Annotated in this window: 24 protein-coding genes; 11 read left to right on the forward strand and 13 right to left on the reverse strand. The window is 73.1% G+C overall.

Features of this window, described 5'->3' with window-relative positions:
• The first annotated feature begins 123 nt into the window (after positions 1–123).
• From C8N24_RS20160 to C8N24_RS20165, 3 genes are all read left to right on the forward strand, one after another.
• A complete protein-coding gene (locus C8N24_RS20160; RefSeq protein WP_121253491.1) occupies positions 124–579 on the forward strand; it encodes a hypothetical protein in 456 nt (151 codons plus the stop codon).
• 71 nt (positions 580–650) lie between these two features.
• Positions 651–1,079 carry a large ribosomal subunit protein uL6 gene (locus C8N24_RS33400; protein WP_147447908.1) on the forward strand — a complete coding sequence of 143 codons (429 nt, stop codon included), beginning with the start codon at positions 651–653 and terminating at the stop codon, positions 1,077–1,079.
• Positions 1,080–1,659: 580 nt separating this feature from the next.
• Complete coding sequence (locus C8N24_RS20165; protein WP_121253493.1) at positions 1,660–2,115, forward strand: hypothetical protein; 456 nt, start codon at positions 1,660–1,662, stop codon at positions 2,113–2,115.
• Here the strand turns inward: C8N24_RS20165 and C8N24_RS20170 are convergent.
• Positions 2,091–2,702 carry a TetR/AcrR family transcriptional regulator gene (locus C8N24_RS20170; protein ID WP_121253495.1) on the reverse strand — a complete coding sequence of 204 codons (612 nt, stop codon included), beginning with the start codon at positions 2,700–2,702 and terminating at the stop codon, positions 2,091–2,093. The genes C8N24_RS20165 and C8N24_RS20170 overlap by 25 nt on opposite strands.
• Before the next feature lie 81 nt (positions 2,703–2,783).
• Between C8N24_RS20170 and C8N24_RS20175 the strand changes: the two genes are divergently transcribed.
• On the forward strand, positions 2,784–3,641 hold the full coding sequence (locus C8N24_RS20175; RefSeq protein WP_121253497.1) for an SDR family oxidoreductase: 858 nt from the start codon (positions 2,784–2,786) through the stop codon (positions 3,639–3,641).
• Between the two features lie 4 nt (positions 3,642–3,645).
• Here C8N24_RS20175 and C8N24_RS20180 read toward each other — a convergent pair whose 3' ends face one another.
• From C8N24_RS20180 to C8N24_RS20195, 4 genes are all read right to left on the reverse strand, one after another.
• On the reverse strand, positions 3,646–4,305 hold the full coding sequence (locus tag C8N24_RS20180; protein ID WP_121253499.1) for a response regulator: 660 nt from the start codon (positions 4,303–4,305) through the stop codon (positions 3,646–3,648).
• Position 4,306: 1 nt separating this feature from the next.
• Complete coding sequence (locus C8N24_RS20185; protein ID WP_121253501.1) at positions 4,307–5,458, reverse strand: ATP-binding protein; 1,152 nt, start codon at positions 5,456–5,458, stop codon at positions 4,307–4,309.
• Between the two features lie 33 nt (positions 5,459–5,491).
• Positions 5,492–6,361, reverse strand: a complete 870-nt coding sequence (locus C8N24_RS20190; protein WP_121253503.1) for a hypothetical protein — start codon at positions 6,359–6,361, stop codon at positions 5,492–5,494.
• A 109-nt stretch (positions 6,362–6,470) separates the two neighbouring features.
• A complete protein-coding gene (locus tag C8N24_RS20195; RefSeq protein ID WP_170179256.1) occupies positions 6,471–8,174 on the reverse strand; it encodes an NHL repeat-containing protein in 1,704 nt (567 codons plus the stop codon).
• 145 nt (positions 8,175–8,319) lie between these two features.
• On the opposite strand from C8N24_RS20195, the gene C8N24_RS20200 reads away from it, so the two are divergent.
• Positions 8,320–9,063, forward strand: a complete 744-nt coding sequence (locus C8N24_RS20200; protein ID WP_121253507.1) for a Type 1 glutamine amidotransferase-like domain-containing protein — start codon at positions 8,320–8,322, stop codon at positions 9,061–9,063.
• Here C8N24_RS20200 and C8N24_RS20205 read toward each other — a convergent pair.
• On the reverse strand, positions 9,060–9,788 hold the full coding sequence (locus C8N24_RS20205) for an SDR family NAD(P)-dependent oxidoreductase (RefSeq protein WP_121253509.1): 729 nt from the start codon (positions 9,786–9,788) through the stop codon (positions 9,060–9,062). The genes C8N24_RS20200 and C8N24_RS20205 overlap by 4 nt on opposite strands.
• A 115-nt stretch (positions 9,789–9,903) precedes the next feature.
• Here C8N24_RS20205 and C8N24_RS20210 point away from each other — a divergent pair, with 115 nt between their 5' ends.
• Positions 9,904–10,518, forward strand: coding sequence for a TetR/AcrR family transcriptional regulator (locus C8N24_RS20210; protein WP_121253511.1), 615 nt, complete (start codon positions 9,904–9,906; stop codon positions 10,516–10,518).
• On the opposite strand, the gene C8N24_RS20215 is transcribed toward C8N24_RS20210, so the two are convergent.
• Positions 10,508–12,949 (reverse strand): MMPL family transporter, encoded by a 2,442-nt coding sequence (locus tag C8N24_RS20215; protein ID WP_170179257.1) that lies wholly within the window; start codon positions 12,947–12,949, stop codon positions 10,508–10,510. The genes C8N24_RS20210 and C8N24_RS20215 overlap by 11 nt on opposite strands.
• Positions 12,950–13,129: 180 nt before the next feature.
• Between C8N24_RS20215 and C8N24_RS20220 the strand changes: the two genes are divergently transcribed.
• A complete protein-coding gene (locus C8N24_RS20220) occupies positions 13,130–13,819 on the forward strand; it encodes a dihydrofolate reductase family protein (RefSeq protein WP_121253515.1) in 690 nt (229 codons plus the stop codon).
• On the opposite strand, the gene C8N24_RS20225 is transcribed toward C8N24_RS20220, so the two are convergent.
• The 5 genes from C8N24_RS20225 to C8N24_RS20245 are packed head-to-tail and all read right to left on the reverse strand — an operon-like array spanning position 13,816 to position 18,886.
• Positions 13,816–15,009 carry an RNA polymerase sigma factor gene (locus C8N24_RS20225; protein WP_121253517.1) on the reverse strand — a complete coding sequence of 398 codons (1,194 nt, stop codon included), beginning with the start codon at positions 15,007–15,009 and terminating at the stop codon, positions 13,816–13,818. The two genes, C8N24_RS20220 and C8N24_RS20225, sit on opposite strands and share 4 nt — an antisense overlap.
• Positions 14,985–15,329, reverse strand: a complete 345-nt coding sequence (locus tag C8N24_RS20230) for a YciI family protein (protein ID WP_121253519.1) — start codon at positions 15,327–15,329, stop codon at positions 14,985–14,987. Before C8N24_RS20230 ends, C8N24_RS20225 begins: the two co-directional genes overlap by 25 nt.
• A gap of 9 nt (positions 15,330–15,338) precedes the next feature.
• A complete protein-coding gene (locus tag C8N24_RS20235; protein ID WP_170179258.1) occupies positions 15,339–16,490 on the reverse strand; it encodes a D-alanyl-D-alanine carboxypeptidase in 1,152 nt (383 codons plus the stop codon).
• Between the two features lie 10 nt (positions 16,491–16,500).
• The gene (locus tag C8N24_RS20240; protein ID WP_121253523.1) at positions 16,501–18,105 is read right to left on the reverse strand and encodes a cobalamin B12-binding domain-containing protein; all 1,605 of its coding nucleotides are present in this window, start codon (positions 18,103–18,105) and stop codon (positions 16,501–16,503) included.
• A 4-nt stretch (positions 18,106–18,109) separates the two neighbouring features.
• A complete protein-coding gene (locus C8N24_RS20245; protein WP_121253525.1) occupies positions 18,110–18,886 on the reverse strand; it encodes a siderophore-interacting protein in 777 nt (258 codons plus the stop codon).
• 60 nt (positions 18,887–18,946) lie between these two features.
• Here C8N24_RS20245 and C8N24_RS20250 point away from each other — a divergent pair, with 60 nt between their 5' ends.
• The 4 genes from C8N24_RS20250 (at position 18,947) to C8N24_RS20265 (ending at position 21,823) form a co-directional block, all read left to right on the forward strand.
• Positions 18,947–20,185 carry a PP2C family protein-serine/threonine phosphatase gene (locus C8N24_RS20250; RefSeq protein WP_170179259.1) on the forward strand — a complete coding sequence of 413 codons (1,239 nt, stop codon included), beginning with the start codon at positions 18,947–18,949 and terminating at the stop codon, positions 20,183–20,185.
• A gap of 56 nt (positions 20,186–20,241) precedes the next feature.
• A complete protein-coding gene (locus tag C8N24_RS20255) occupies positions 20,242–20,883 on the forward strand; it encodes a hypothetical protein (RefSeq protein ID WP_147447910.1) in 642 nt (213 codons plus the stop codon).
• A 110-nt stretch (positions 20,884–20,993) separates the two neighbouring features.
• A complete protein-coding gene (locus C8N24_RS34710) occupies positions 20,994–21,350 on the forward strand; it encodes a hypothetical protein (RefSeq protein WP_211340068.1) in 357 nt (118 codons plus the stop codon).
• The gene (locus C8N24_RS20265; RefSeq protein ID WP_121253531.1) at positions 21,347–21,823 is read left to right on the forward strand and encodes a hypothetical protein; all 477 of its coding nucleotides are present in this window, start codon (positions 21,347–21,349) and stop codon (positions 21,821–21,823) included. Before C8N24_RS34710 ends, C8N24_RS20265 begins: the two co-directional genes overlap by 4 nt.
• On the opposite strand, the gene C8N24_RS20270 is transcribed toward C8N24_RS20265, so the two are convergent.
• Positions 21,820–22,782, reverse strand: a complete 963-nt coding sequence (locus C8N24_RS20270; protein WP_121253533.1) for a sensor domain-containing diguanylate cyclase — start codon at positions 22,780–22,782, stop codon at positions 21,820–21,822. The two genes, C8N24_RS20265 and C8N24_RS20270, sit on opposite strands and share 4 nt — an antisense overlap.
• Between the last annotated feature and the right edge of the window lie 5 nt (positions 22,783–22,787).

Here is a 22,787-nt window from a genome sequence, read left to right on the forward strand (position 1 = left end):
CGGCACGAGATCGTCTCGCTCCCCCGCCTGCACTGTCACTTTGCGCGAGAAGGGACGGTCACTCGAACCCGTGGCGGCACTACCGCTTTGCGCGGGAGCGACGGCAATGTCAGGATCGCGCGTATGGCTCTCCTGAACGTTGACGACCGCGAGCTTCGTGCCGCACGGGTCGCGCACGTGCTCGCGCGTGGCGTCCGTGACGAGGAGGTCGCCCCAGCGGACGCGCTTCGCATCCTTCGACACGAATTGCGTCGCCGTAACACCAATAGGGCGCTGAAGCTTCCGTTGCGGTCGAAGGAGGCCCAGAGAGTCATCGACGAGTACGGCCCCGCAGGGCCGCCGAAGAATGGCTCTAACGACGCGCTGCATGCCGACCACCTGTGGCCGCTTACTGAAGAGACGCTTCGCACGACGACTAGCGTCGAAGCTTGGGTTGACGAGCTGAGGCGCCTGTCGGCGGTCGCCGTCGTCACTGCCCTCGAGAACTACAGGCTGATGGCGGCAGAGAAAAAGAATCTCTGGGGCCCCGACAAGTACGCCGCTTCCGGGGTCGAGCTCATCGAGGTCGCGACGCACTGACCCGCGTCGTAGGGGCCGTGCGCCTGCGCTGGGCGGTTGCATCGATTCGCGCCTTCGAGTAGGAACTCGCAATGGCTTACTGGCTCGTGAACTCGGGAACGAAAGAAGAACCCTGGACAAGCGACCTTCACCGTCTCTATCGCGAATGGAACGAGACCGAAGGTCCGGTTCAGAAATTCCCAGAGACGCAACGGCCCGCAACGATGCGCCACGGGGACATCCTCATCCACCGAGCAGTCGGGTCACCAGACCGGATCGTCGCTGTAGCCGAAGTCTGCTCCGCCGTTCAGCCGGCGAGCAAGGGTTCGCGCTGGGCATGGCAAGTTCAGCGACGATTGCTTCATGTCTGCGTGGACTTGTCAGCAGCACCCACGTTGGCAGAGATCAACGAGGAGGGCGCGCGACGGCTCCGCGTCTTCAAGGCGATGCCTATTTCGCATGGCCAGATGGCCCACCGTCTCATCAAGGCGGCCGGAACGCCGTGGGACGACCAGGCGTGAGCCGGTAGCGCTCTATCTAGACGACACGGGCATGCGCCGTCGGCTTGTATGCCCCACTGCTGCTTTGCGCGAAAAGCGACTGCGAACATCGCCTGCGCAGGGATCGGCACGCGCACCGGTCGTCGCGATGAGCTTGGTCTCGCGCCGGCCAGCTTGGGTCTATGCCAAGCGGTTTGCGCCCGAGAGCACCGAAGGGCCAGAGATGTCAGGGAAGACCGCCCGAGGGCGCGGTCCCACGGGAACGCCGCGGCGATCAAGCGGGAGGGCTGACTTGATCTCTGGGAAGCCAAGGAGACAAAAGGCCACGGCCTCCCACCGGCGGCCTCCCTCAGCACGCGCCGGCAAAGAGAAGCCGCAGCACTAAGCCAGACCGGTTCCTGGGCGGCACGCGGCGGTACCTCCCGGCACACTTAAGAGCCCCGCGACGCACCCAGACCGAAGCGCGAGTTCAGGGGCGAGTGCAGGGAGGTGCCGACGCGGGCCGCCTACCAACGGCAACCGTCAAGAACCGCGAACGCTCACGCTTTTGCGCTCATCCGACTCGGAGGGGGAGCAACTGGCGCGCGTTACGCTGCGCCCCATGAAGGCCCGCCGCGCAATCGCGAGCGACACGTCGATGGGCGTCACCGGCGTGGTCGCCGGGATCGTCGTGCTGGTCCTCTCGCGGGACGTCGAACGCGAGCTGGACTGGTTCGCGCTCGCGCTGATCGCGTTCTTCATCGTGGCGGCGATCGTGAACGTCGCGTTGTGCGTCCGCCAGCTGCGCCGGCCCGAGGTTCTGCCGGAGGCGGCGAGGTTGTTGACCTGGCGCGAGACGGCCGTTCGCGTTGTCCCCTGGGGCATCGTGCCGTTCGCGGCCGTCGTCTTCACCGCCGCGTCTTCGCCGAGCGGGGCGACCTGGGCGCTGGGGCTCGGCTGCCTGCTGCTCGGCCTGGTGACCTGCGGCTTGGCGGCGCTGACCGCGCAGGCGGAGCGGCGACGCGGGACGCACGTGTTCCGTGTCGGCGGCCGCTACGCCCTGTTCGTCACCCGCTGACGGTTCACGGCGAGGATCTCGTCGGAGAGGTCGGGCTCCACGAGCCGGACCGCGCGTGAGAGGACGATGGCCCCGACGATCTCGGTCAGCAGCGCGATCGATCGGCGGCGTGCCTCTTCCGGGTCGAGCGTCTCACCGCGCTCAGTCGCTTCGAGCTGCTGGGCGGCGTCGAAGCGCTCGATGTAGCCGCGGACGCCCTCGGCGTAGGCGGCCTGGATCTCGGGTCCGTGGCGGCCGGCGTCGCTGACCAGCGCTGCCGACGGACACCCGCCGTCGGGCCGGTCGCGGTGCCCGGGGGAGAGGTAGGTGGCCACGGTCTCCGCCAGCGAGGGGCGGTCGGGGTCTGCCTCGTCGCTGCTCCGCGCGACCGTCGCCAGTGACGTCGCGAAGGCGTCCTCGAAGACAGCGACCGCGAGCGCGTCCTTGGAGGCGAAGTGGTTGTAGAAGCCGCCGTGGGTCATGCCCGCGCCCTTCATGAGCGCCGCGATCCCGATCGCGTCGATCCCGTCGGATCGAAAACGGGGGCTCGCGGCGTCGACGATGCGCTGACGCGTCTGGGCCATGTCGTGCTCGGAGATCCGCGGCATGCGGCAGTCCTTTCAACCTCTCCTTGACTTTAAGATGATGGGCGTCATCCTGGATAAGATGATGTCCATCATCCAGAATACGTGAGCACGATCCTCGTCACCGGCGCGAGCGGCCATCTCGGCCGCCTGACGCTCCGGCACCTCCTCGAACGGCGGCCCGCCAGCGAGCTCGTGGGCCTGGCCCGCGACCCGGAGAAGGCCGCCGACCTTGCCGCCCTGGGCATCGAGATCCGGACGGGGGACTACTTCGACCCCGATGCGCTGACGCGTGCCTTCGCGGGCGTCGAGAAGGTGCTGCTGGTGCCCACGCACGCCTTCACCGACCGCCAGACCCAGCACGCCAACGTGATCGCCGCGGCGGAGACGGCCGGCGTCGAGCAGCTCGTCTACACGCCGATCATCCGCAAGGCCGGCTCGCGCTTCGAGCTGCCGCAGGTCACGGAGCCCGACGCCTTCACCGTGCAGACGCTGGCGGCGTCAGGCCTGCGGTCCACGATCCTCGGCCATCCGCCGTACCTCGAGAACCTCCCGTTTTACATCGGGAGCGAGGCGTTCGAATCCGGCGTCCGCGTCCCGGCCGGAGACGGCAAGGTCGCGTCGGCGACACGTGCGGATCTCGCCGAGGCGCAGGCCGTGGTCCTGACCGAGCGTGGGCACGAGGGCAAGACGTACGCCCTGCACGGCGGTCCGCCGGTGTCGTTCGCCGATGTCGCCGAGATCCTGTCGGAGATCCGCGGCACCACCGTCCGCTACGTGCCGCTGTCGGAGGAGGAGTACGTTGAGCGGATGATCGCCGGCGGCCTGCCGGAACCCGCCGCCGCGTTCGCGCTGAGCTGGGTCCGCGCCATCAACGGCGGCGAATGGGACGAGCAGCCCGGTGACCTCGAGCGGCTGCTCGGCCGCACGCCCACCACGCCCGCCGAGCACCTGCGCGGCTAGGCGGTCAGATCATCCGTCGCTGCGCGGCCCAGCGGGTCAGCTCGTTCCGGTTGGAGAGCTGCAGCTTGCGCAGGACGCTGGAGACGTGGGTCTCGATCGTCTTGACCGACAGGTGGAGCTTGCCGGCGATCTCCTTGTACGTGTAGCCGCGCGCGATCAGGAGCAGGACGTCCTGCTCGCGCGCGGTGAGCGAGTCCAGCTCCGGGTCGATCCGGGCGCCCGGGGTGGCGGTCGTCGTCTTGTCGTTGAAGGCGTCGAGCACGAAGCCGGCGAGCCAGGGGGAGAAGACCGCGTCGCCGTCGGCCACGCGGTGGATCGCCTCGACGAGCTCGTCGGGCGAGATCGACTTGGTCACGTAGCCGCGCGCGCCGGCGCGGATGGTGGCGAGGACGTCTTCGGCGACGTCGGACACCGACAGCGCCAGGAACCGCACGGCCGGGCGCTCGGCGTGCACGGGCCCGATGACGGCGTGGCCGCCGCCGTCGGGCAGGTGGACGTCGAGCAGGACGACGTCGGGGTCGAGCGCGCGGATCAGCGGCACGGCGGCCTCGACGGTCCCGGCCTCACCGACGACCTGCATGGTCGGGCCGAGCCGGGCGAGCAGGCCGGCGCGGAAGATCTCGTGATCGTCGACGATGACGACCCTGCGGATCGGATAGGCCACGTCAGGCCCCCTTTCGCGGCAACACCAGCTCGACCTCCGTGCCGGCGCCGGGTGAGCTGGCGATGCTGGCACGTCCGCCGGAGCGCTCCATGCGTCCGACGATCGACTCGCGCACGCCTCGGCGGTCACCCGGCACGTCCGCGAGCTCGAAGCCGGTGCCGCGGTCGCGGATGAACACCGACGCCTCGTGGTCGCTCACCCGGGCCAGCACGGAGACCTCCTTCACGCCGGCGTGGCGACCGGCGTTGGTCATGGCCTCGCGGGCAGCGGCGGCGAGCGAGGACAACCCCTCGTCCAAGGGGTCGTCGGACGGCTGCACGAGGTTGACCGCGATGCCGTAGTGCTCCTCGACGTCGTCCGCGGCCGCTCGCAGGGCAGTCGCCAACGTGGGCGCCTCACCTGGCTGCTCGTGGCCGTAGAGCCAGTCGCGCAGCTCGCGCTCCTGGCGACGGGCCAGCGACTGCGCCCGGCGCGGGTCGTCCTCGCGCTGGATCAGCGCCAGCGTCTGCAACACCGAGTCGTGCAGCCGCGCGGCGACGTCCGCGCGCTCGTCGGCCCGGATGCGCCCGCGCCGCTCGGCGTCGGCCTCCGCGCGAGCGCGCACCAGACGTGGGCCGACGATCAGGCCGAGGCCGGCCGCCACGCCGGCGGCGGAGATCAGCGCGGCGGACGCCTGCTCGACCTCGCCGCTGTAGATCACCAGGACGACCGCGCCGGCGACCAGCAGCGTCAGGCCGCCGGCGAGCCGGGCGATCTCGAGCGGCTCCGGCTCCTGCTCGGCGCCGCGCACGCTCATCGCCTGGTTCCACACGAGCGCGACGCCCACCGCCAACAGCGCGGCGGGCACCAGCACGGAGAGCGGCAGCGCGAACTCGATCAGCGCGAGCCCGACCGTCACCGCGGCGAGTGCTACGAGGACGCCGAGCGCCTTGGGCGAGCGAGCCGCCCAGGGGAGGACCGGTCCCGGCTCGCCGGGCAGCAGCAGCGCGAGCGCGGCGTACACGATCAGCCCGACCGCGCCGCCCAGCACGAGCACCACGGCGAACAGGACCCGCACCCAGAGGGCGTCGACGCCGAAGCTGCGGGCGACGCCGGCGCAGACGCCGAACAGGAGCCGGTCCTGTCCGGCGCGTTGCACGGGGGTGAGCTTCATGTGTCCACTCGAACGTAGCCTGCGCGGCGCCGGTCAGACGGCGGCCTGCGCGGCCCGCAGGGGAGCGGGGATGAGCGCGCCCGCCACGACGATCAGCACGAACGCGAACGCCTGCACGGCGATGCCGACAGGGTCACCGGGGATCGGGTCGCCGAACACGAGCATGCCGCCCGCGATGCCCACGACGTTCGCCGCGGTCCCGGTGACGGCGATCACCGAGACGGCCTCGCCGTTCTGCAACGCTCGCGCCGACGCGTAGAACGCGCCCACCGCGGCGATGGCGGCGACCAGCAGCGAGGGCGACAGCACGCCGAGCGGCCCGTCGAGGCGCAGCGCGGTCGTCAGCTCCTTGAGGGCGACGTCCGAGACGCCGAACAGCACGCCCGAGGCAGCGCCCAGCGCCAGGCCGCGTCGCTCGGAGCGGGCACCCGTCAGCCCCGGTCCGGCGATCAGCAGCGCTCCGAGTCCCAGCAGGCAGCCCTGGAAGAGCATCAGCGCGGCGGTCGAGTGCGAGAGGCCCGCGTCCTCCACCGGCTGCCGGGTGACCGCGAGCAGGCCGAGGCCGACCGACATCGCCGTCAACGCCACCCACTGCCGCCGGCCGACCTTGAACCCGAACATCCGGTCCGCGATCACCGCCAGCAGCACCATCCCGGCGGCGAGTACGACCCGGACGTCGGAGATCGGTGCCAGCGACAACGCCAACACGTGGAAGACCCAGGCGACCAGGGCGACGAGCCATCCGATCGTGAACCACCTCGATCGGAACAGGCCGGCCGCCGAGGCGAGCGGGCGGCGGATGTCCACCGCCGGCGCGACCACCGCGCCGCGGTGCTTGAGCAGGTACCCCACGTTCGTCACGAGTGCGCAGATCAGCGCGAAGAAGAGTCCAAGTTCGACCATGGGTTCAGGCTCGATCCCGGAGGCCCCACCCACCATCGGGAAGCACCCTGAACGAACCCCGAACCCGCCCCCGGAACGTCGTGTGCGGCGGCGGACGCTTCGCTCGCCGTCAGCGCGGGAGGGTCACGCGCACCGTCTGGGTGACCACATCGGCCAGCAGGCTCCGGACCTCGGCGGTGATGGTCACGCGCAGCCGGCCCGCCGGTAGTCGGCGGCGCAGCGGGACCTTCACGGTGCTGGTCCCGGGAGCGAACAGCGGCTCGAGCTCCTCGGCGATCACCCGGCCGCGAGCGCGTATGCGGATGTGTGCCAGAGCGGCGGTCCCGGAGTATCGGACGCGCAGCACGAAACGACCGTGCCGCTGAACGGTCCTTCGACGCTCCTCGGTCGGGCGCACGCGCAGGCGCTCCCGGCGGACGGGTCCACCGAACCGCGTGTCGAGGGCGAGACCGGGCGTGAGCGCACCGACCGCGAAACGTCCAGTGCTGACGCCCGAGCCTTCGCCCGTGTAGCGCACGACCCCGACGCCGCCGACCGCGAGGACCGAGCGGTCCGGGCGCAGCAGGACCTCGCTCGCGCGGAAGCTCGTCTGCGCGAGCGCCGGCAGCGGCGAGGGCGGCCCCGAGTCCAGACGGCTGCGTGCGAGCCCGCCGCCGAATCCGAACGCCACCAGGCGGGGCGTGGCGTCGATGCGACCATCAGCCAGGATCTTCGTCACCCGCAGGTCGCCGGCGGACGCGGGCCGCGGATCGAAGCCCGCCGCGTCGTACGCCAGGACCGACCGGCCCGGGAGTGCCAGCAAGCCACCGAGGAACGATGGGCCGACATCGACGCCCGCGCCGAAGGCCGGATCGAGTGCGCCGTCGGGATCGACCCGCAGCACGCGGTCCGGCCCGCGAACATCCGTGAAGCCGTCCGGGTGCGTGGCCAGCGAGAAGGCGAACGGCACGGGCAGCGCCACCGGCGTCGCCGCGTGGAACGAGGGGTCGGCGGCGCCCGACGGCAGCAACCGCATGAGCTGCGGGCCGGTGTCATCACGCCCGAGCGCGAGGATGCGCCCGTCGGGAAGCAGCGACGTCGCGTAGCCGCCGACGTTGCGGCCCGGCGGCTTCCCCACGGCTGCGAACCCACCCTGGCCGAAGCTCCCGTCGACATCGCCGCGCGGCGTCAGGCGCGCGACGTACCACTCGAAGAACGCTGGGGCGTCCGGACCGGTCGGCGGGGACGTCGACCCGAGGTTCCCGCTCAGCACGATCGACCCGTCGGGCTGGATCGCAGCCGGCCGGCACACGCCACACGACGCCTGTAGGCCGGGGCGCGCGACGCCATGGTCCCCGAAGGTCGTGTCGAGCACGCCGCTCGCCGTCAACGCGACCACCACCATCTGTGGCAGCTCGAGGAGCGTCCGGCTCGTGCCCATGCCGATCACCAGCAGGCGCCCGTCCGGGGCGCGCAGCATCTGCAGCACCCTGAACACCCGCCCGGCCGCCCGCGGCGGCGGCGACGGCGTCGCCCCCTCCGGCAGGGCCGCGTGTACGACACCGCGGCGGCCGAATCCCGACGCCAGCGCGCCGTCGGCCCTGATCCGAGCGACCACCAGCCCGCGCTCCCCCTCTAGTCCGAGCAGCACAGCCCCGCCGTCGGGCAACGCGACCGCCGCGGTCGCCCCCGCGGCAGCGTCAACGGTCGGCTGCGGACCCGCAGCGCTCACGGTGAGCACGACGCGTCCCGGGTCGCCCGCGGCCACGGCTGCGCTCGCCGCGAACGCCACCGCGCCGATCACCAGCGCTGCACCAGCGCGCCGTCGGGCCACGGGAGAAGCGCCGAGACTGCTCATACGCGTCGTCGACCGCGAGCCTCTCACCTCGGCACATCGCCTGCATAAATCTGGTCGTTCCGTGATGAGTTTCGCGGCGGGCCCGAGTCCAAGGCTTCAACGGATCGAACTGCGAGGGACCTTGAACCTGCTTCTCACATCCGCGGGCATCAAGAACGCGAGCATCCACGACGCACTGGTGAGCCTGCTCGGCAAACCGATCGCGGAGTCGAACGCGCTCTTCATCCCGACCGCCCTGTACCCCTTCCCCGGCGGGCCGGGCATGGCGTACCGAGCGATCTGCGGGAAGGCCGCCGCACCGTTGTGCGAGCTGGGCTGGAACTCGTTGGGGATCCTGGAGCTGACGGCGTTGCCGAGCATCGACGAGGCGGCGTGGGTGCCGACGGTCCGGGACGCCGACGCGCTGCTCGTGTGGGGCGGCGACCCGCTGTTCCTCGCCGACTGGATGCGGCGCTCCGGTTTGACCGGCGTGCTGCCGACCCTGCGCGCTGAGGCGGTCTACGTGGGAGTGAGCGCGGGAAGCATCGCGGCCACCTCCACCTTCGTCGAGACCTACGACCAACCCCCGGGGTGGAGCGATGGGCCATCGACGTCGCAGGACGTCGTCTTCTCCAGCCCCGAGGGCGACGTCCGCAGAACCCTGGTCGCGGGAGAGGGGGCGGGACTCGTCGACTTCGCGTTGATCCCGCACCTGGGTCACCCGGATCACCCCGACGCTTCGCCGGCGAACGCAGAGCAGTGGGCGGCGTGCATTCCCGCGCCGACCTACGCGATCGACGATGAGACCGCGATCACGGTGGCCGACGGAACCGTCGAGGTCGTCTCCGAGGGCCACTGGACGCTGATCCGGTCCGGCGCCGTCTAGACCGCGACGGCCGCCAGGTCAAGGGCCCGGGGCGGCCCGGCGAGGGACGCCTTCGCGTCGGTGGCCATCTGGTCGAGGATCTCCACCTGCCCGGCCTCGAGGCCGTCGAGGGCCAGTCGCGCGATGTCCGCCGGCTCGTTCATCACGCCGTCCCGGAAGACGATGCCGGCGTTCTCGGCGAAGTCCTTCAGCGTCTCGGTGGCCACGAGTCCGGGGACGAGCGCGGCGACGTGGGTGCCCTGGCCGGCGAGCTCGACTCGGACGCCGTTGGTGAGGCCCCACTGCGCGGACTTGGCGGCGGCGTAGGCGGTGTTGCCGTCGACGGTCGTCCAGGCCGCGGCCGACAGCACGTTGAGGATGGCTCCGCCGCCGTTGCGGGCCAGGATGGGGGCGAACGCCCGGATCATGGCCAGCGTGCCGTAGTAGTTGGAGTCCATGACCTCGCGGATGGCGTGCAGCTCGCCGCTCACGAGGTTGCCGCCGGCCGTGAAGGCGGCGTTGTTGATGAGGACGTCGACGTCGGTGGCGACCGCGGCCGCCGCGTCCACGGACGCCGGGTCGGTGATGTCCACGCGCAGGACCTCGGCACCGGGGATGTCCACCAGCTCGGGGCGCCGGGCCGTGGCGTAGACCTTCGCTCCGCGGCGGAGCAGCTCGACGGCGAAGTGCTGTCCGATTCCGCGATTCGCGCCCGTGACGAGCGCGGTGGCACCTTGCAGCTGCATGCTGATCCTCCAATGAAGTGGAGACCCACGGCACCGCAAGGTGACCGCCGGGTCATGTTCTGGGGCGAGCGTAGCGCATAAGGTGACCGTGCGGTCAACTTGCTAGCCTGAGGGCGTGCCGCCGCCGGACCGAGCCCTTCGCGTGGACGCCGCTCGCAATCGCGAGCTGGTGCTCGCGGCGGCCCAGGAGGAGTTCGCCGAGCGCGGGCTCGATGCTTCGATCGCGGACATCGCACGCCGCGCCGGGGTGGCCAAGGGCACGGTGTTCCGTCACTTCGCCACCAAGGAGGAGCTGATCGTCGCGGTCGTCGGCAACCGCTTCGTCGCGCTGACGGACGCCGCCCGGCGGCTCTCCGGCTCCGACGATCCCGGCGGCGCGCTGCTCGAGTTCCTGACCCTGGCCGCGGAGGCGCTGCACGAGCACGACCTCTCGGTGGTCCAGACCCTCGCCGACGGCGATTCGACGGTGCTCGAGCTGCGCGACCAGCTGCACGAGTGCATCGAGGCGTTGGTGGACCGCGCGCGGACGGCCGGTGCCGTCCGCCCCGAGCTCACCGGAACCGACGTGTTCGTGCTCCTGTGCGCCCCGGTGCACGCCGTCGGGTCGTTGCCGACGCCCGCGCCCGACGCCTGGCGACGCTACCTCGCGCTCATCTTCGATGGCTTCCGCCCGGGGAGCCCGAGCCCGCTCCCCGACCTCGCCCCAGGCTGGCCCGTCGTCACACGCTGACGGCTTCCGGCTCCTCGCGCGGGCGCTCGGTCGCGCCGCCGTCCGTCTTGGCGAGCGATGACGGCCACCAGAAGCGCGGGCCGATCAGCAGGGTCGCCGCCGGGACCAGCACCGAGCGCACGAGGAACGTGTCCAGCAGCACGCCGAACGCGACGACGAAGCCGATCTCGGTGAGGAACACGAGCGGGAGCGAGCCGAGGACCGCGAACGTGCCCGCGAGCACGATGCCCGCGCTCGTGATCACGCCGCCGGTGACCGCGAGCGCGCGGAGCATGCCGGCGCGGCTCCCGTGGGTGTAGGTCTCCTCGCGGGCGCGGGCGGCGAGGAAGATGTTGTAGTCGACGCCGAGCGCGACCAGGAAGACGAACGCGAACAGCGGGAGCGACGGGTCGGAGCCGTTGAAGCCGAAGATGACGTCGAACGTGAAGTAGGCGACGCCGAGGGCGGCCGCGTAGGAGAGGATCACGGTGCCGATCAGCACGAGCGGACCGACGACCGCGCGCAGCAGGATCATCAGGATCACGAAGACGACGAGCAGCACGATCGGCGGGATCACGGTCGAGTCCCAGGCGGCGGCCTCGCGCACGTCGAACTCGACGGCGGTCGCGCCGCCGACGAGCGCGGCGTCGCCGACCGCCGCTCGGATCGGCTCGATCAGGTCGAACGCCTCGGTCGAGTAGGGCGGCGGGGTGAGGGTCGCCTGGATGAGCGTGCGGCCCGTGTCGTCGCTCGCGACCGGCGGGCTGACCGTCTGCACGCCCCGGACGGCCGCGACCGCGGCGGAGACGCGCTCCACGTCGGCGGCCCGCTCGACGATGATGTCGGTCGGCGCGCTCGAGCCGGCCGGGAAGCTCTTGGCCAGCAGCTCCTGGCCCTCGATCGCCTCGACCTTCTCGCGGTAGCTGTCGTTGGTGGTCAGGTCGGTCGAGAAGAACGTCAGGCCGAGGCACATCACGAGCAAGATCGCGACCGCGCCGCCGAACGTCCGCAGCGGGTTGACCGCGACGCGGTCGCCCACGCGCTTCCAGAAGCCGTGCGTCTCGTCGACCTGATGCTCGTTCCGCACGCGGCGCAGCTCGTACGGGATGAACACGGAGCCGGCGAACGCGGACGTGACCGACCACGTGTGGCCGCGGGTGCAGCGGCGGAGGATCGCGGACACGATCGTCAGCGGCAGCACCACGACCGCGACGACGCACGCGCCGGCGACGCGCAGCAGCGCGCTCACGCTCGAGCCTTCGAGCACGGCGCGGCCGGCGGGGGTCACGAGCGCCGCGCTCGGCTTGGTGGTGGGCGTGTGCGGGACGAACGGCCAGAACGCGCGCCGGCCGAAGATGAGCAGCAGCGCGGGCAGCAGGGTGAGCATCGAGAGCGCGGCGCAGAACACGCCCAAGGCACCGAGCGGGCCGAGGCCGGACGTGCCGTTCACGCGCGCGATCGAGAGGCAGAACAGCGCGGCGATCACGGTGGCGGCGCTCGCGAACACGGCCGGGCCGGCGCTGACGAGCGCCGCGCGCATCGCGGCGTACTGGTCGGCCTGGCGGTGCATCTCCTCGCGGTAGCGGGCGACGATCAGCAGCGCGTAGTCCGTGCCCGCGCCGAGCACGAGGATCGACATGATGGCGCTCGACTGCCCGTTGATGGTCACGCCGAGCTGGGACAGCCCGTAGCCGAGCGTCTGCGACAGGAACTCCGCGAACAGCACCGCGGCCAACGGGATGAAGAGGAAGATCGGCGACCGGTAGATCAGGATCAGCAGCACGATCACGAGCCCGGTGGCCGCGAGCAGCAGCGTGCCGTTGATGTTCTCGAACACCGTGATGGCGTCGGCCGCGTAGCCCGCCCCGCCGGTGATCTTGACCTCGAGCCCACCACCCGGGTTCGACACCGTCTCGCGCCAGAACTCGACGGGGTCGAGCAGGTGGGCGGCGTCCCCGTCGCCGCGGATGTAGGCGAGCACGAGCGCGGCCTTGCCGTCCTCCGAGCACACCGGCCCGACGAACGGCGCGTAGCCGGCCGGCTGGCCCGGGATCGGCGTCGTCGGCCCGCCACAGCCGGCGGCCGCGGGCGGCGGGGCGCTCTCCTCGCCGCCGCCACTGCCGCCGCCCGCCGCGGCGCGCGAGCCGTCGGCGACGACCGCGGGGAAGCGCTTCGCCGTGAGCGCCTGCACGTCGGTGACGATCTTCTGCTTGTCCGCGGCGGTCAGCCCGGACTCGCGCCGGTACAGGATCACGGCCGGGGCGAGCTCGCCGCCCTGCAGGTCCTCGGCCGCGAGCAGCGCCTTCGTCGACTCCGCGTCGCCCGGGAGGAACGACGTCGACTCGTTCTCCTGCGCGTCGGTGTACTTCTCGGAGATCCCGGCCGCACCGGACCCGACGATCACCAGCAGCCAGACCAGGAACACCACCCACTTGGCACGCGGGGTGGCCACAGCAGCGAACAGGGAGCTTCGACGGCGCAAGGGGAGCCTCGATTCCGCTTCGGGGAGATGCGGAGGCTATGTGGCGCGCTGCGCGTGTGTCAACGGGGGCTAACCCGACTCTCACGAGTGCCGTCGCGCCAGCTCGCGCGCAGGCTGTCGATCCGCGAGGGACGGCTTCGATCCCTGGGCATGACCAAGATCATCGCCCAGCTCTGCGTCTCGCTCGACGGCTTCTACTCCGGCCCGCGCGACGACGAGCCCAACTGGTTCAAGAGCACGGAGGCCGCGGGCTTCTTCCGCATCACCCGCTGGGTCACGGAGTCGATGGCGTGGCGTGGCCGTCAGCACCTCGAAGGCGGCGAGGCCAACGTCGACGACGAGATCATCGCCGAGTCCTTCGCCCGTCCCGGGGCGTACGTGATGGGCCGCCGGATGTTCGACGGTGGCGAGCGCCCCTGGGGCGAGGAGCCGCCCTTCCGCAACCCGGTGTTCGTGGTCACCCACCGTGAGCGCGAGCGGCTCGAGCGCCTGGGCGGCACGAGCTTCACGTTCGTGACCGAGGGCCTGGAGGCCGCGATCGAGCAGGCCCGCGCGGCGGCCGGCGAGAAGGACGTCGCGATCGCCGGCGGCGGCACGATGATCCAGCAGGCGCTGTCGCTCGGGCTGCTCGACGAGCTCGAGCTGCACGTCGTCCCGGTGCTTCTCGGCCGTGGCCAGCGCCTGCTCGACGTGGACCTCGGCGACCGCGAGGGCATCGAGCTCGTCGTCGAGCGCACGGTCGCCACGCCGGAGGTCACGCACATCCGCTACCGGATCGAGGGCCGCGCGCCGCTGGTGCTCGACAGCCGCGGCGGCAAGTACGAAGGGCTGGCGGGCTAGCGGAGCGCCTCGGCGCGGGCCGCGAGGTGGCGACGCTCCGCGTCCTGCGTCGCGGCCGCCGCGGCGCGCGCGTAGGACTCCGCGGCCGCGGCAGCGTCCCCGGCGCGGGCGAGCAGGTGGCCGCGCACGGCATCGACGCGGTGGCTGGTGCCGATGCGCGGGTCCTGCGCGACCGCGTCGACCGCGACGAGGCCCGCCGCCGCGCCGTGCGCCTCGCCGACCGCCACCGCGCGGTTGAGCGCCGTGACCGGGTTGGGGTGAGCGGCGAGCAGCAGGTCGTAGAGCGCGAGGATCTGCGGCCAGTCGGTGCTCGCGGCGTCCACGGCCTCGGCGTGCACGGCGACGATCGCCGCCTGCAGCGCGTACGGACCCGGCGGGCGCCGTGCGGTCACGGCGAGCTCGACGAGCGCGATCCCCTCGGCGATCAGCGCGGCGTCCCACCGCGTCCGGTCCTGCTCGTCGAGCGGGATCAGGTCGCCGGCGGGCGTCGTGCGCGCGTCCCGGCGCGCGTGGTGCAGCCGCATCAGCGCGAGCAGCCCCGCGACCTCGGCGTCCTCCGGCAGCGCGCGGCGCAGCTCCCGCGTGAGGCGGATCGCCTCGGCCGCCAGGTCGTCGCGCCGGAGCGAGGCGCCCGACGACGCCATGTGGCCCTCGTTGAAGATCAGGTACAGGACCTGCGCCACCTCGGCGACCGGAAGCTCCGCCGGCACGGCGAAGGCGATACCGCGCAGTCGCTGCTTGGCGCGCACGATCCGCTGCGCGATCGTCGCGGGCGTGGTCAGCAGCGCGGTCGCGATCTCCTCGGTCGTCAGGCCGCCGAGCGCACGCAACGTCAGCGGGATCTGCGCCGCCGGTGCGAGCGACGGATGGCAGCAGAGGAAGAAGAGCGCGAGCGTGTCGTCCTCGTCGGGCACGTCGACCTCGACGGCCTCGCGGAACACGCGCTCCTCACGTGCCGCCCGTGACGCGTCCTGGCGCACCGCGTCCGTCAGGCGCCGCGCGGCGACGGTCAGCAGCCAGCCGAGCGGATGCTCCGGCACCGCGTCCCACCTCAGGTGGGCCTCGAGCAGCGCCTCCTGCACGGCGTCCTCGCAGCGGGCGAAGTCGCCGTGCCGGCGGACGAGCCGCGCCAGCACCTTCGGCGACAGCTCGCGCAGCGTCGCGTTCAGCTCTGATGCATCAGGCGCCACAGCTCGACACCACCACCGCGGCTCGTCACCCCGGGGTAGGACCGGACGATCTCCAGCGCGCGCTCGTGGCTCTCGACGTCGAGCATGAAGTACGAGCCGACGTGCTCCTTGACCTCCAGGTACGGGCCGTCGGACACGACGGGCTGGCTGCCGGTATGGCGGACGTTCACGGGCGGTCCGAGCAGGCCGTTGACGTCGATCAGCTCCCCGGACTCACGGAACCGGCGGTTGAACGCGTTCACGGCCGCGATCACCTCGCGCCGGTTCGGATCGGCCTTCCAGATCTCTTCGTCGCCGTAGATCAGAGCGAGGTAGCGCACGCCCGGATCCTAGGTCCCGAGGACGCGGGCGATGCTGTCCTGCACCTGGCGGGCGCGCTCGGCGCTCGGACCGACCGCGAGGATCGCGAAGACGCGGCCACGGCAGATGCCCGCCAGCGCGGTCGCCTTGGCGTCACGCAGCGTGCCGGTCTTCGCGCGGCAGCCGCTGGGGAGGTCACGGCCGCGCAACGTGCCGTTGCCGGGGCGGGCGAGCGCGCGGCGGAAGCTCGGGCGGCGGTCCATCACGCGCAGCAGCCGCGTGACGTCGCGCGCCGTCGCCTGCGAGCCCGCGACGAACCCGGCGCTGTCGGCGAGCTTCGGACGCACCTTCAAGGTCCGCACGACCTGTTGGACGGTGGCCGCCGCGGTCGCGGACGTGCCCGGCCGCCCGGTGCGCCGCGCGGCGAGCAGCTTGCCGAGCGTCTCGGCGGTGGACGCGCTGGAGTCCGTCAGCATCGCGCGCAGCAGCGCGTTCAGGTCGCCGTCCACGGTCGCCAGCGGCCGGAGCCCGGGGGTCGTCGCGGAGACCGGGCCGAGGGGGAGCACGACGCCGGCCGCCTCGAGCAGGTCGTCGAAGCGCGCGGCGGCGGCCGCGGCGGGGGAGACCTGGAACGGCCCGCCGGGCGTGGCGCGGCCGTGCTCGAACGTGAGCGCGCCGACGGCGCCGTCGAACTCGGGGTCGAACGCGCCGCCGGTCGCCGGGCCTCCGGTGGCGGCGTCGAAGAGCGAGCCGTCCCCGATCACCGGGCCGGTGATCCGCTTGACGCCCGCCTGGACGACCGCGTCGCGCAGGCGCGTGAGCCCGGCGTCGTCGAGCCCCGCGTCGCCGCCGCCGCGCAGGACGATCGAGCCGTCCATCGTCCCGTCCGGTCCCACCGGTGCCGACAGCGCGACCTCCGTCCGCGGCGGCCCGCCGAGGCCGAGGATCACCGCGCTCGCCGTGAACAGCTTGGTCACCGAGCCGAGCGGGCGCCGGGTGCCCGGCCGCACGGCGGCGAGCGTGCGGCCCTTCGTGTCGGTCACGACCAGGCTCGTCTTGGAGCCGAGCGAGCGGGCGAGCTTCTCCACGCGGGAGCGGTCGGCCTTCGACAGCGACGCCGCCTGCGCGGGCGCGGCGAGCAGGGTCGCCAGGACGAGCGAGAGCAGCAGGCGCTTGAGCATGCGCGCCAGGCTAGGCGACCAGCGCCGCGCCGAGCTCGGCGATGTCATCCACACAACGCACCCCCAGCTCGGTCAGCTGCGGCCGCACGTCGACGGGCAGCGGGCCGCCATCGTCCTCGTTGAGCACGCCGCCGAAGATCACCTTCACGCCCTCGTGCAGCGCGCCCATCAGCTCCCGCGCGAGGGTCAGCGCGCCGCCGTTGTAGGTGGCGACGATGACCGCGTCGGCGTCCTCGTCGGCCGCCACGCGCGCCACCTCGGCCGGGGAGACCGACGCCGGCAGCACGATCACCTGCGCCCCCGCCTGGGGCAGCTCCCGCGCGAGCGCGTCGCGCACGACGTCGTGCACTTCCAGCGCGGCCAGCACGACCCGCACGCCGTCCAGCCGGGGGAGGGAGGTCCGCGCGCGCTCGGCGACCGTCGCGACGACGCCGTGCTTCCACGTCTCCAACGCGAGCAGCTCGCGCGGCGCGGGCGGCTGCACGCGGCGCTCGAGCTCCACCGGCCCGACCCGGCGCAGCGCGAGCAGGAGCGCAGCCGCGTCGTCGATGTTCACGCCGTCGTCGGCGAGCGTGGCCAGCACGCCGTCACGGAAGGCGCGCGCGTAGGCGGCGGCCTCGACCGCGCGGCGCTCCACCCACGCCCAGTCCAGCAACGGCCCGCCGCGCCGGACCTCCTGCTCGACCGCCCGCGCCAGCAGGTGCACCTCGAGGATCTCGCCCGCGTCCGGGATCCGCTCGGCCTCGCTCAGCGGCACCGGGTTGATCGCGTGCCCGGTCGGCCGGCGCAGCTGCGTGGCGACGTCGATCATCACGGACGTGGTCAGCACCGCGAGGTTGCGCTGCCGGTCGCGGCCGTACTCGACCGTGTTGCCGTAGATCATCGAGCCGAGCGAGTCGCCGTCGCGCAGCAGGTCCAGCGCCAGGCCGACGATCGCGCGGTGGCTCGGCTCGGGCACGAGGCCGCCGTAGCAGTGCGCGAGCCGCGCGCCGAGCAGCTCCTCGACCACGTAGAGCTCCAATGCCGCCCAGCCGAGGTAGCCGCCGTAGTGCGCGAACTGCATCGCGGGACCGTCGTCGAGGTAGGCGTGCACGAGCGCGCCCTGGCCGCGCAGCGCCGCCATCGCGCGGATCGCCCGCACGGTGACGGCCGTGAGCGCGCGGTCGTCGTACCCGCCCGGCGGCTCGAACGCGAAGTGCTGGCCGAGGTTGCCGATCGTGCTGATGCCGGCCGCGAGCGCGTGGGTCGTGTTCTCCAGGCCCGCGGGCGTGCCGATCATGAAGTCGCCCAGATGGGGCTGGACGGGCGCGGCGGCGACCTGCGCCCAGTCCTCGGCCTCCAGGCGCGGACCGGTCTCCTTCGCGGCCGACGCGCGCTCGGCCGCCGGCACGCCCATCGACCGCGACAGGCACAGCCCGAAGCGGTCGAGCGTCTGGTCGTGCTCGGCGAGCCCCGCGACGACGTCGTCGAGCGCCCGCGCGGTCGCGGGCCAGTCGCTCAGGCCGAGATGCGCGTGCCAGGTCAGCTGCCCCGCGTCACGGCGCCGCCGTTTGTACTCGGCCTCGGAGGCCACGTCGTGCGCGGCGCAGAACGCGGTGCGTCCGAGGACCGGCATCGGCCTAGACCGCCGCGACGTCGGCTTCGACGAGGCGGGCCCACTCGGCCTTGTCCTCGCGCCAGCCCTCCTCGGTGCGCTTGAGCTTCCAGTAGCCGGAGATCGACATCGTGGCCGGATCGAGGCCGCGTTCGGCGATCAGGTGCTTGCGCACGTTGCGGACGCTGCTCGCCTCGCCGTGGACGAAGACGTGGCCGCGGCCCTCCGGGAGCTCCAGCGCGCTGAGCGCCTCCGCGAGCAGCTCGGGCTCCTCGCCGGGCGCGGCCGAGCGGTGCAGGTAGGTGAGGCGCAGGTCGCCGGGCGTGTCGATCGGCTGCTCCTCCTCGGGGCCGTCGACCTCGATCACGACGTGCACGGGCGTGCCCGCCGGGATACGCGGGAGCGCGGCGGAGATCGCGGGGATGACGCTGCAGTCGCCGACGAGGAGGTGCCAGTCGGCGTCGGGGGCGGGCGTGTAGGCACCGCCGGGGCCGAGCAGGTCCAGCTCGTCGCCGGGCTGGGCCGACTGCGCCCACGGGCCGGCGACGCCGGTGTCGCCGTGGACGACGAAGTCGATCGTCAGCTGCTGCGCCTCGGCGTCCCAGGCGCGCACGGAGTAGGTCCGGGTGCGCGTCTTGTCCGGAGCCTGCGGGTCGGGCAGCAGGAGCTTGACGTAGTGGTCGGTGAACTCGCCGGGAGCGAACCCGTCGAAGGCCGGCCCGCCGAGCACGACGCGGACCATGTGGGGAGTCAGGCGCTCCGTGGAGACGACGGAGACGCGGCGGGGAACGCGGGGAGGCATGTCACCGAGATTAGGGAACCCGAACATGAGTCCTTGAAAGGGCGGCGGTACGGTGGGCAGGTGACGGACTTCTCGGCACTTGAGCTCGTCGGCAGCACGGTCGGACGGGTGCGGCGCACGCTCGGGCTGGACTCAGCCGCGGGCGACCCCGCGCTGGACCGGCTGGCGCGGCTCGCGTCGCGGCTGCTCGGGGTGCCGGTGGCGCTCGTCTCGCTCGTGGACGTCGACGCCCAGATCTTCCCCGGGCAGAGCGGGCTGCCGGCCGACAGCCCGTTCGCACGCGGGACGCCGCTGTCGCACTCGTTCTGCAAGACCGTCGTGGCCACGCGGGACGTGGTGACGACCGAGGACGCGCGGGAGGACCCGCGGTTCGCGGGCAACCTCGCGATCACCGACCTGGGGGCGATCGCCTACGCCGGCTGGCCGCTGGTGACCGCCGGGGGCGAGGCGCTCGGCGCGCTGTGCGCGATCGACATGAAGCCGCGCGGCTGGTCGGCGGAGGACCTGGAGACGCTGCACGACCTGGCCGACGCGGCGGTCGCGGAGCTCGAGGGACGGGCGGCGCGGATCCTCGCCGAGGAGGCGCTCGCGCGCGAGCACCACGTCGCTTCGACGTTGCAGCTCTCGTTGCTGCCGGGCGCGCTGCCGGAGGTGCCGGGCGTCCGGATCGCGGCCCGCTACGCGCCGGCCGAGCACCTGATCGGCGGCGACTGGTACGACGCGTTCCGGCTGCCCGGCGGACGGCTCGGGGTGGCGATCGGTGACGTCGTCGGGCACGGGATCGACGCGGCGGCGACCGCCGCGCAGCTGCGCACCGCGCTCCGGGGAGCGGCGCTCGAGGACCCGCATCCGGGACGCGTGATGGGTCGGCTCAACGACCTCGCGCACGAGAAGCCACTGGCGGCGTTCAGCTCCGCGGTCTACGGCGTGCTCGACGTGCGCGCGCACACGTGGACGTGGGCGCGCGCCGGGCACCTGGCGATGCTCGTGCGCACACCGGGGGTGACCGTGTTCGACCCCGGGCCGGACGGCATCCTGCTCGCGTGCGACCCGGTCGGGACCGAGTACGCCACGACCGTGCAGGTGGTGCAGCCGGGGACGACGCTCGTGCTCTACACGGACGGGCTGGTCGAGCGGCGGGACGCCGTCGAGGCCGAGCGCATCGAGCAGCTGCGCTGGCTGGTCGAGCACGGGCCCGACGATCCCGAGCGGCTCTGCCAGACGCTCGTGGAGCGGATGGTCAAGCCGGGGGCGACGGACGACGTCGCCGTCGTCGCGCTCACCGTCAAGCCCGCATAAGGCGGCTCTGAGGAAACTCCCAGCCCGTGCTCAGCGAGCGCGCCGAAGCTGAGGACATGTCAAGGAAGAAGCTCATCGCGGGAGCGGCGACGCTCGCCGTGCTCGCCGGCGGCTCGGCCGCCGTCGCGGCCACCAACGACCGCAAGGCGGAGGAGACGGCCGTGCTCGCCGACGCCGCCAAGCGGCTCGGCGTCAGCTCCGACCAGCTCAAGTCGGCCCTGTCCGCCGCCGAGGACGCGCAGCTCGACGCGGCCGTGAAGGCGGGCACGATCACGCAGACGCAGGCCGACCAGATCAAGGCGCGCCGCGCCGCCGACGGCACCGTGCTGTCGCTCGGCCACGGCGGTCCGGGTGGCCGCGGCGGCCACGGCGGGCCGGGCGGCAGTCGCTTCCTGCTCGACGACGCCGCGAAGGCGATCGGCATCACCGAGGACTCGCTCAAGCGCCAGCTGCGCGACGGCAAGACGCTCGAGGCGATCGCCAAGGCGAAGGGCAAGACGCTCGCCGAGGTGCAGGCGGCGGTCAAGGAGGCGGCGATCGCCCGCCTCGACGCGGACCTGAAGGCCAAGACCATCACCCAGGCCCAGCACGACGAGGCCGTCGAGCGCCTCGACGACCAGCTCTCCCACCTCGCCGACGGCGGCTTCGGCAAGGGCGGCCCGCGCGGCGAGCGTCCGCCCGGCGACGCCACGCCGTAGGACCTCGCACGGCCGAACCTCAGGGGGCAGACCCCTGGGGTTCGGTGCCGCTCAGGAACCTCCCAGCCGATCCACGGCTCGTTCTTACGGCACGCGGCGACGCTGGGGTGATGGACAGCACCCCTCCCGCGCCGGCCGAACGCCGCGGCGCGCACCGCCGCGTGGGCGCGGCGGCCACCGCGGCGTTCCTGGCGCTTCTCCTCCTCGCCGCCGTGCGCGGCCCGGCCGAGGCCGCGCCGACCTCGGTGCCGGCGACGACGCCGAGCCTTCCGGGCGGCGCCACACCGCAGGACGACGACGGCTTCCGCGGGCATCGCGACGGCTTCGGCGGCCCGCGCGGTGGCGGCCGCGATGACGGCGGCGGCTTCGGCGGGCCGGGCGGCGGCCGGACCGCGCCGGCGCCGACGGCCCCGAGCGAGCCGAGCACCCCGACCACCCCGGACACCAGCGCAGGCACCCAGACATGAACGCGTTCTTCTCCGCGGCCGCCGACGCGGCCCTGGCCGTCGCCGTCGCCCTGCTCGTGCTCGGCGCGATCGCCCGCGGCGTCCTCTGGGCGCAGCTCGACGACCCCCGCTGGCAGCGCCTCGCCCGCCAGTACCTCGAGCCCCTGAGCACCTGGTCGGTGGCCGGCTTCATCGTGTACGCGCTGACCCTGGTGGCGGCCGGTGAGGCCGCGACCGCACCGCTGGCGATCGCGCTGGTGCTCGCCGTGGGCGCGGCGGTGTTGCGCGTGGAGGGCGAAGCGGAGCCGCGCGTGGCGCCGGCGAACGCGACGGCGGAGGGCGACGGGCTCGCGCCGGGCGGGCGCGGCGTGACGACGACGGCGGGCGACGGGTTCGCGGCGCGCGACGCGTCCAGCGTGCCGGCGGGCCACCTGTGGGATGGTGAGGCGGAGCCCGCCGCGCCCGGTGGGCTCTGGGCGCGCGAGGCGCGTTAGCGGGTGCCGCGCTTGCGCGCGTACATCGCCTGGTCGGCGCGGGCGAGAGCGGCGCGGACGTCGTCGCCCGGCTCGGCCAGGGCGGCGCCGACGCTCGCGCGCAGCGGTCGGCGCTCGCCGCCGTACGCGGCGGGCTCGGCCAGGGCGGCTTCGATGCGGGCCACGAGGACCGCCTCGCCGTCGGAGTCCGGCACGAGCTCGGCGACGACCACGAACTCGTCGCCGCCGAGGCGGGCGACGGTGTCCTCGGCGCGGGTGGCGGTCTGGAGGCGATCGGCGACCAGCTTGAGCACGACGTCGCCGGTGTCGTGGCCGAGGGTGTCGTTGATGGCCTTGAAGCCGTCGAGGTCGACGACGACCACGAGCACGTCGCAGCCACGGCGCAGGCGGCGGGCGAAGGCGTGGGCGAGGCGGTCGTCGAGCATGGTCCGGTTGAGCACGCCCGTCAGCGGGTCGTGGGCGGCGGCGTGGCCGAGCTCGGACGCGACCTGGCGCAGCTCGAGCAGCGTCGCGACGTGCTCGGCGAGGTCCTCCAGCCGGCGGAGGTGCTCGTCGTCCAGCTCACGCGGCTCGGTGTCCCACACGCACAGCGAGCCGACCACGGTGCCGTCGGCGGCGCGCACCGGCGTGGACGCGTAGAAGCGCACGGGCGAGTCGCCGCGCACGAACGAGGAGTACGAGAACCGGGCGTCCAGCGTCGCGTCCTCGCACACGATCCGCTGCTCGCCGTCGACGACGAGCGTGCACATGGCGTCCTCGCGCGGGTGCGGGCCGAGCGGCGCGCCGGTCGCGGCCACGCGGTGCTGGGCCTCGTCGTCGATCAGGTGGACGGCCGCCGCGCCGCCACCGGCCACGAAGCTCGCGACCCGCGTGAGCCCGGTGAGCGCCGGATCACCGGCACGGTCGAGCGCGTGCAGACGCTGGAGCGCGCTCAGGCGGCGTGTGGCGGCGGACGTCATACAAC

It is taken from the genome of Solirubrobacter pauli, from assembly GCF_003633755.1.
Classification (GTDB): Bacteria; Actinomycetota; Thermoleophilia; order Solirubrobacterales; family Solirubrobacteraceae; genus Solirubrobacter; species Solirubrobacter pauli.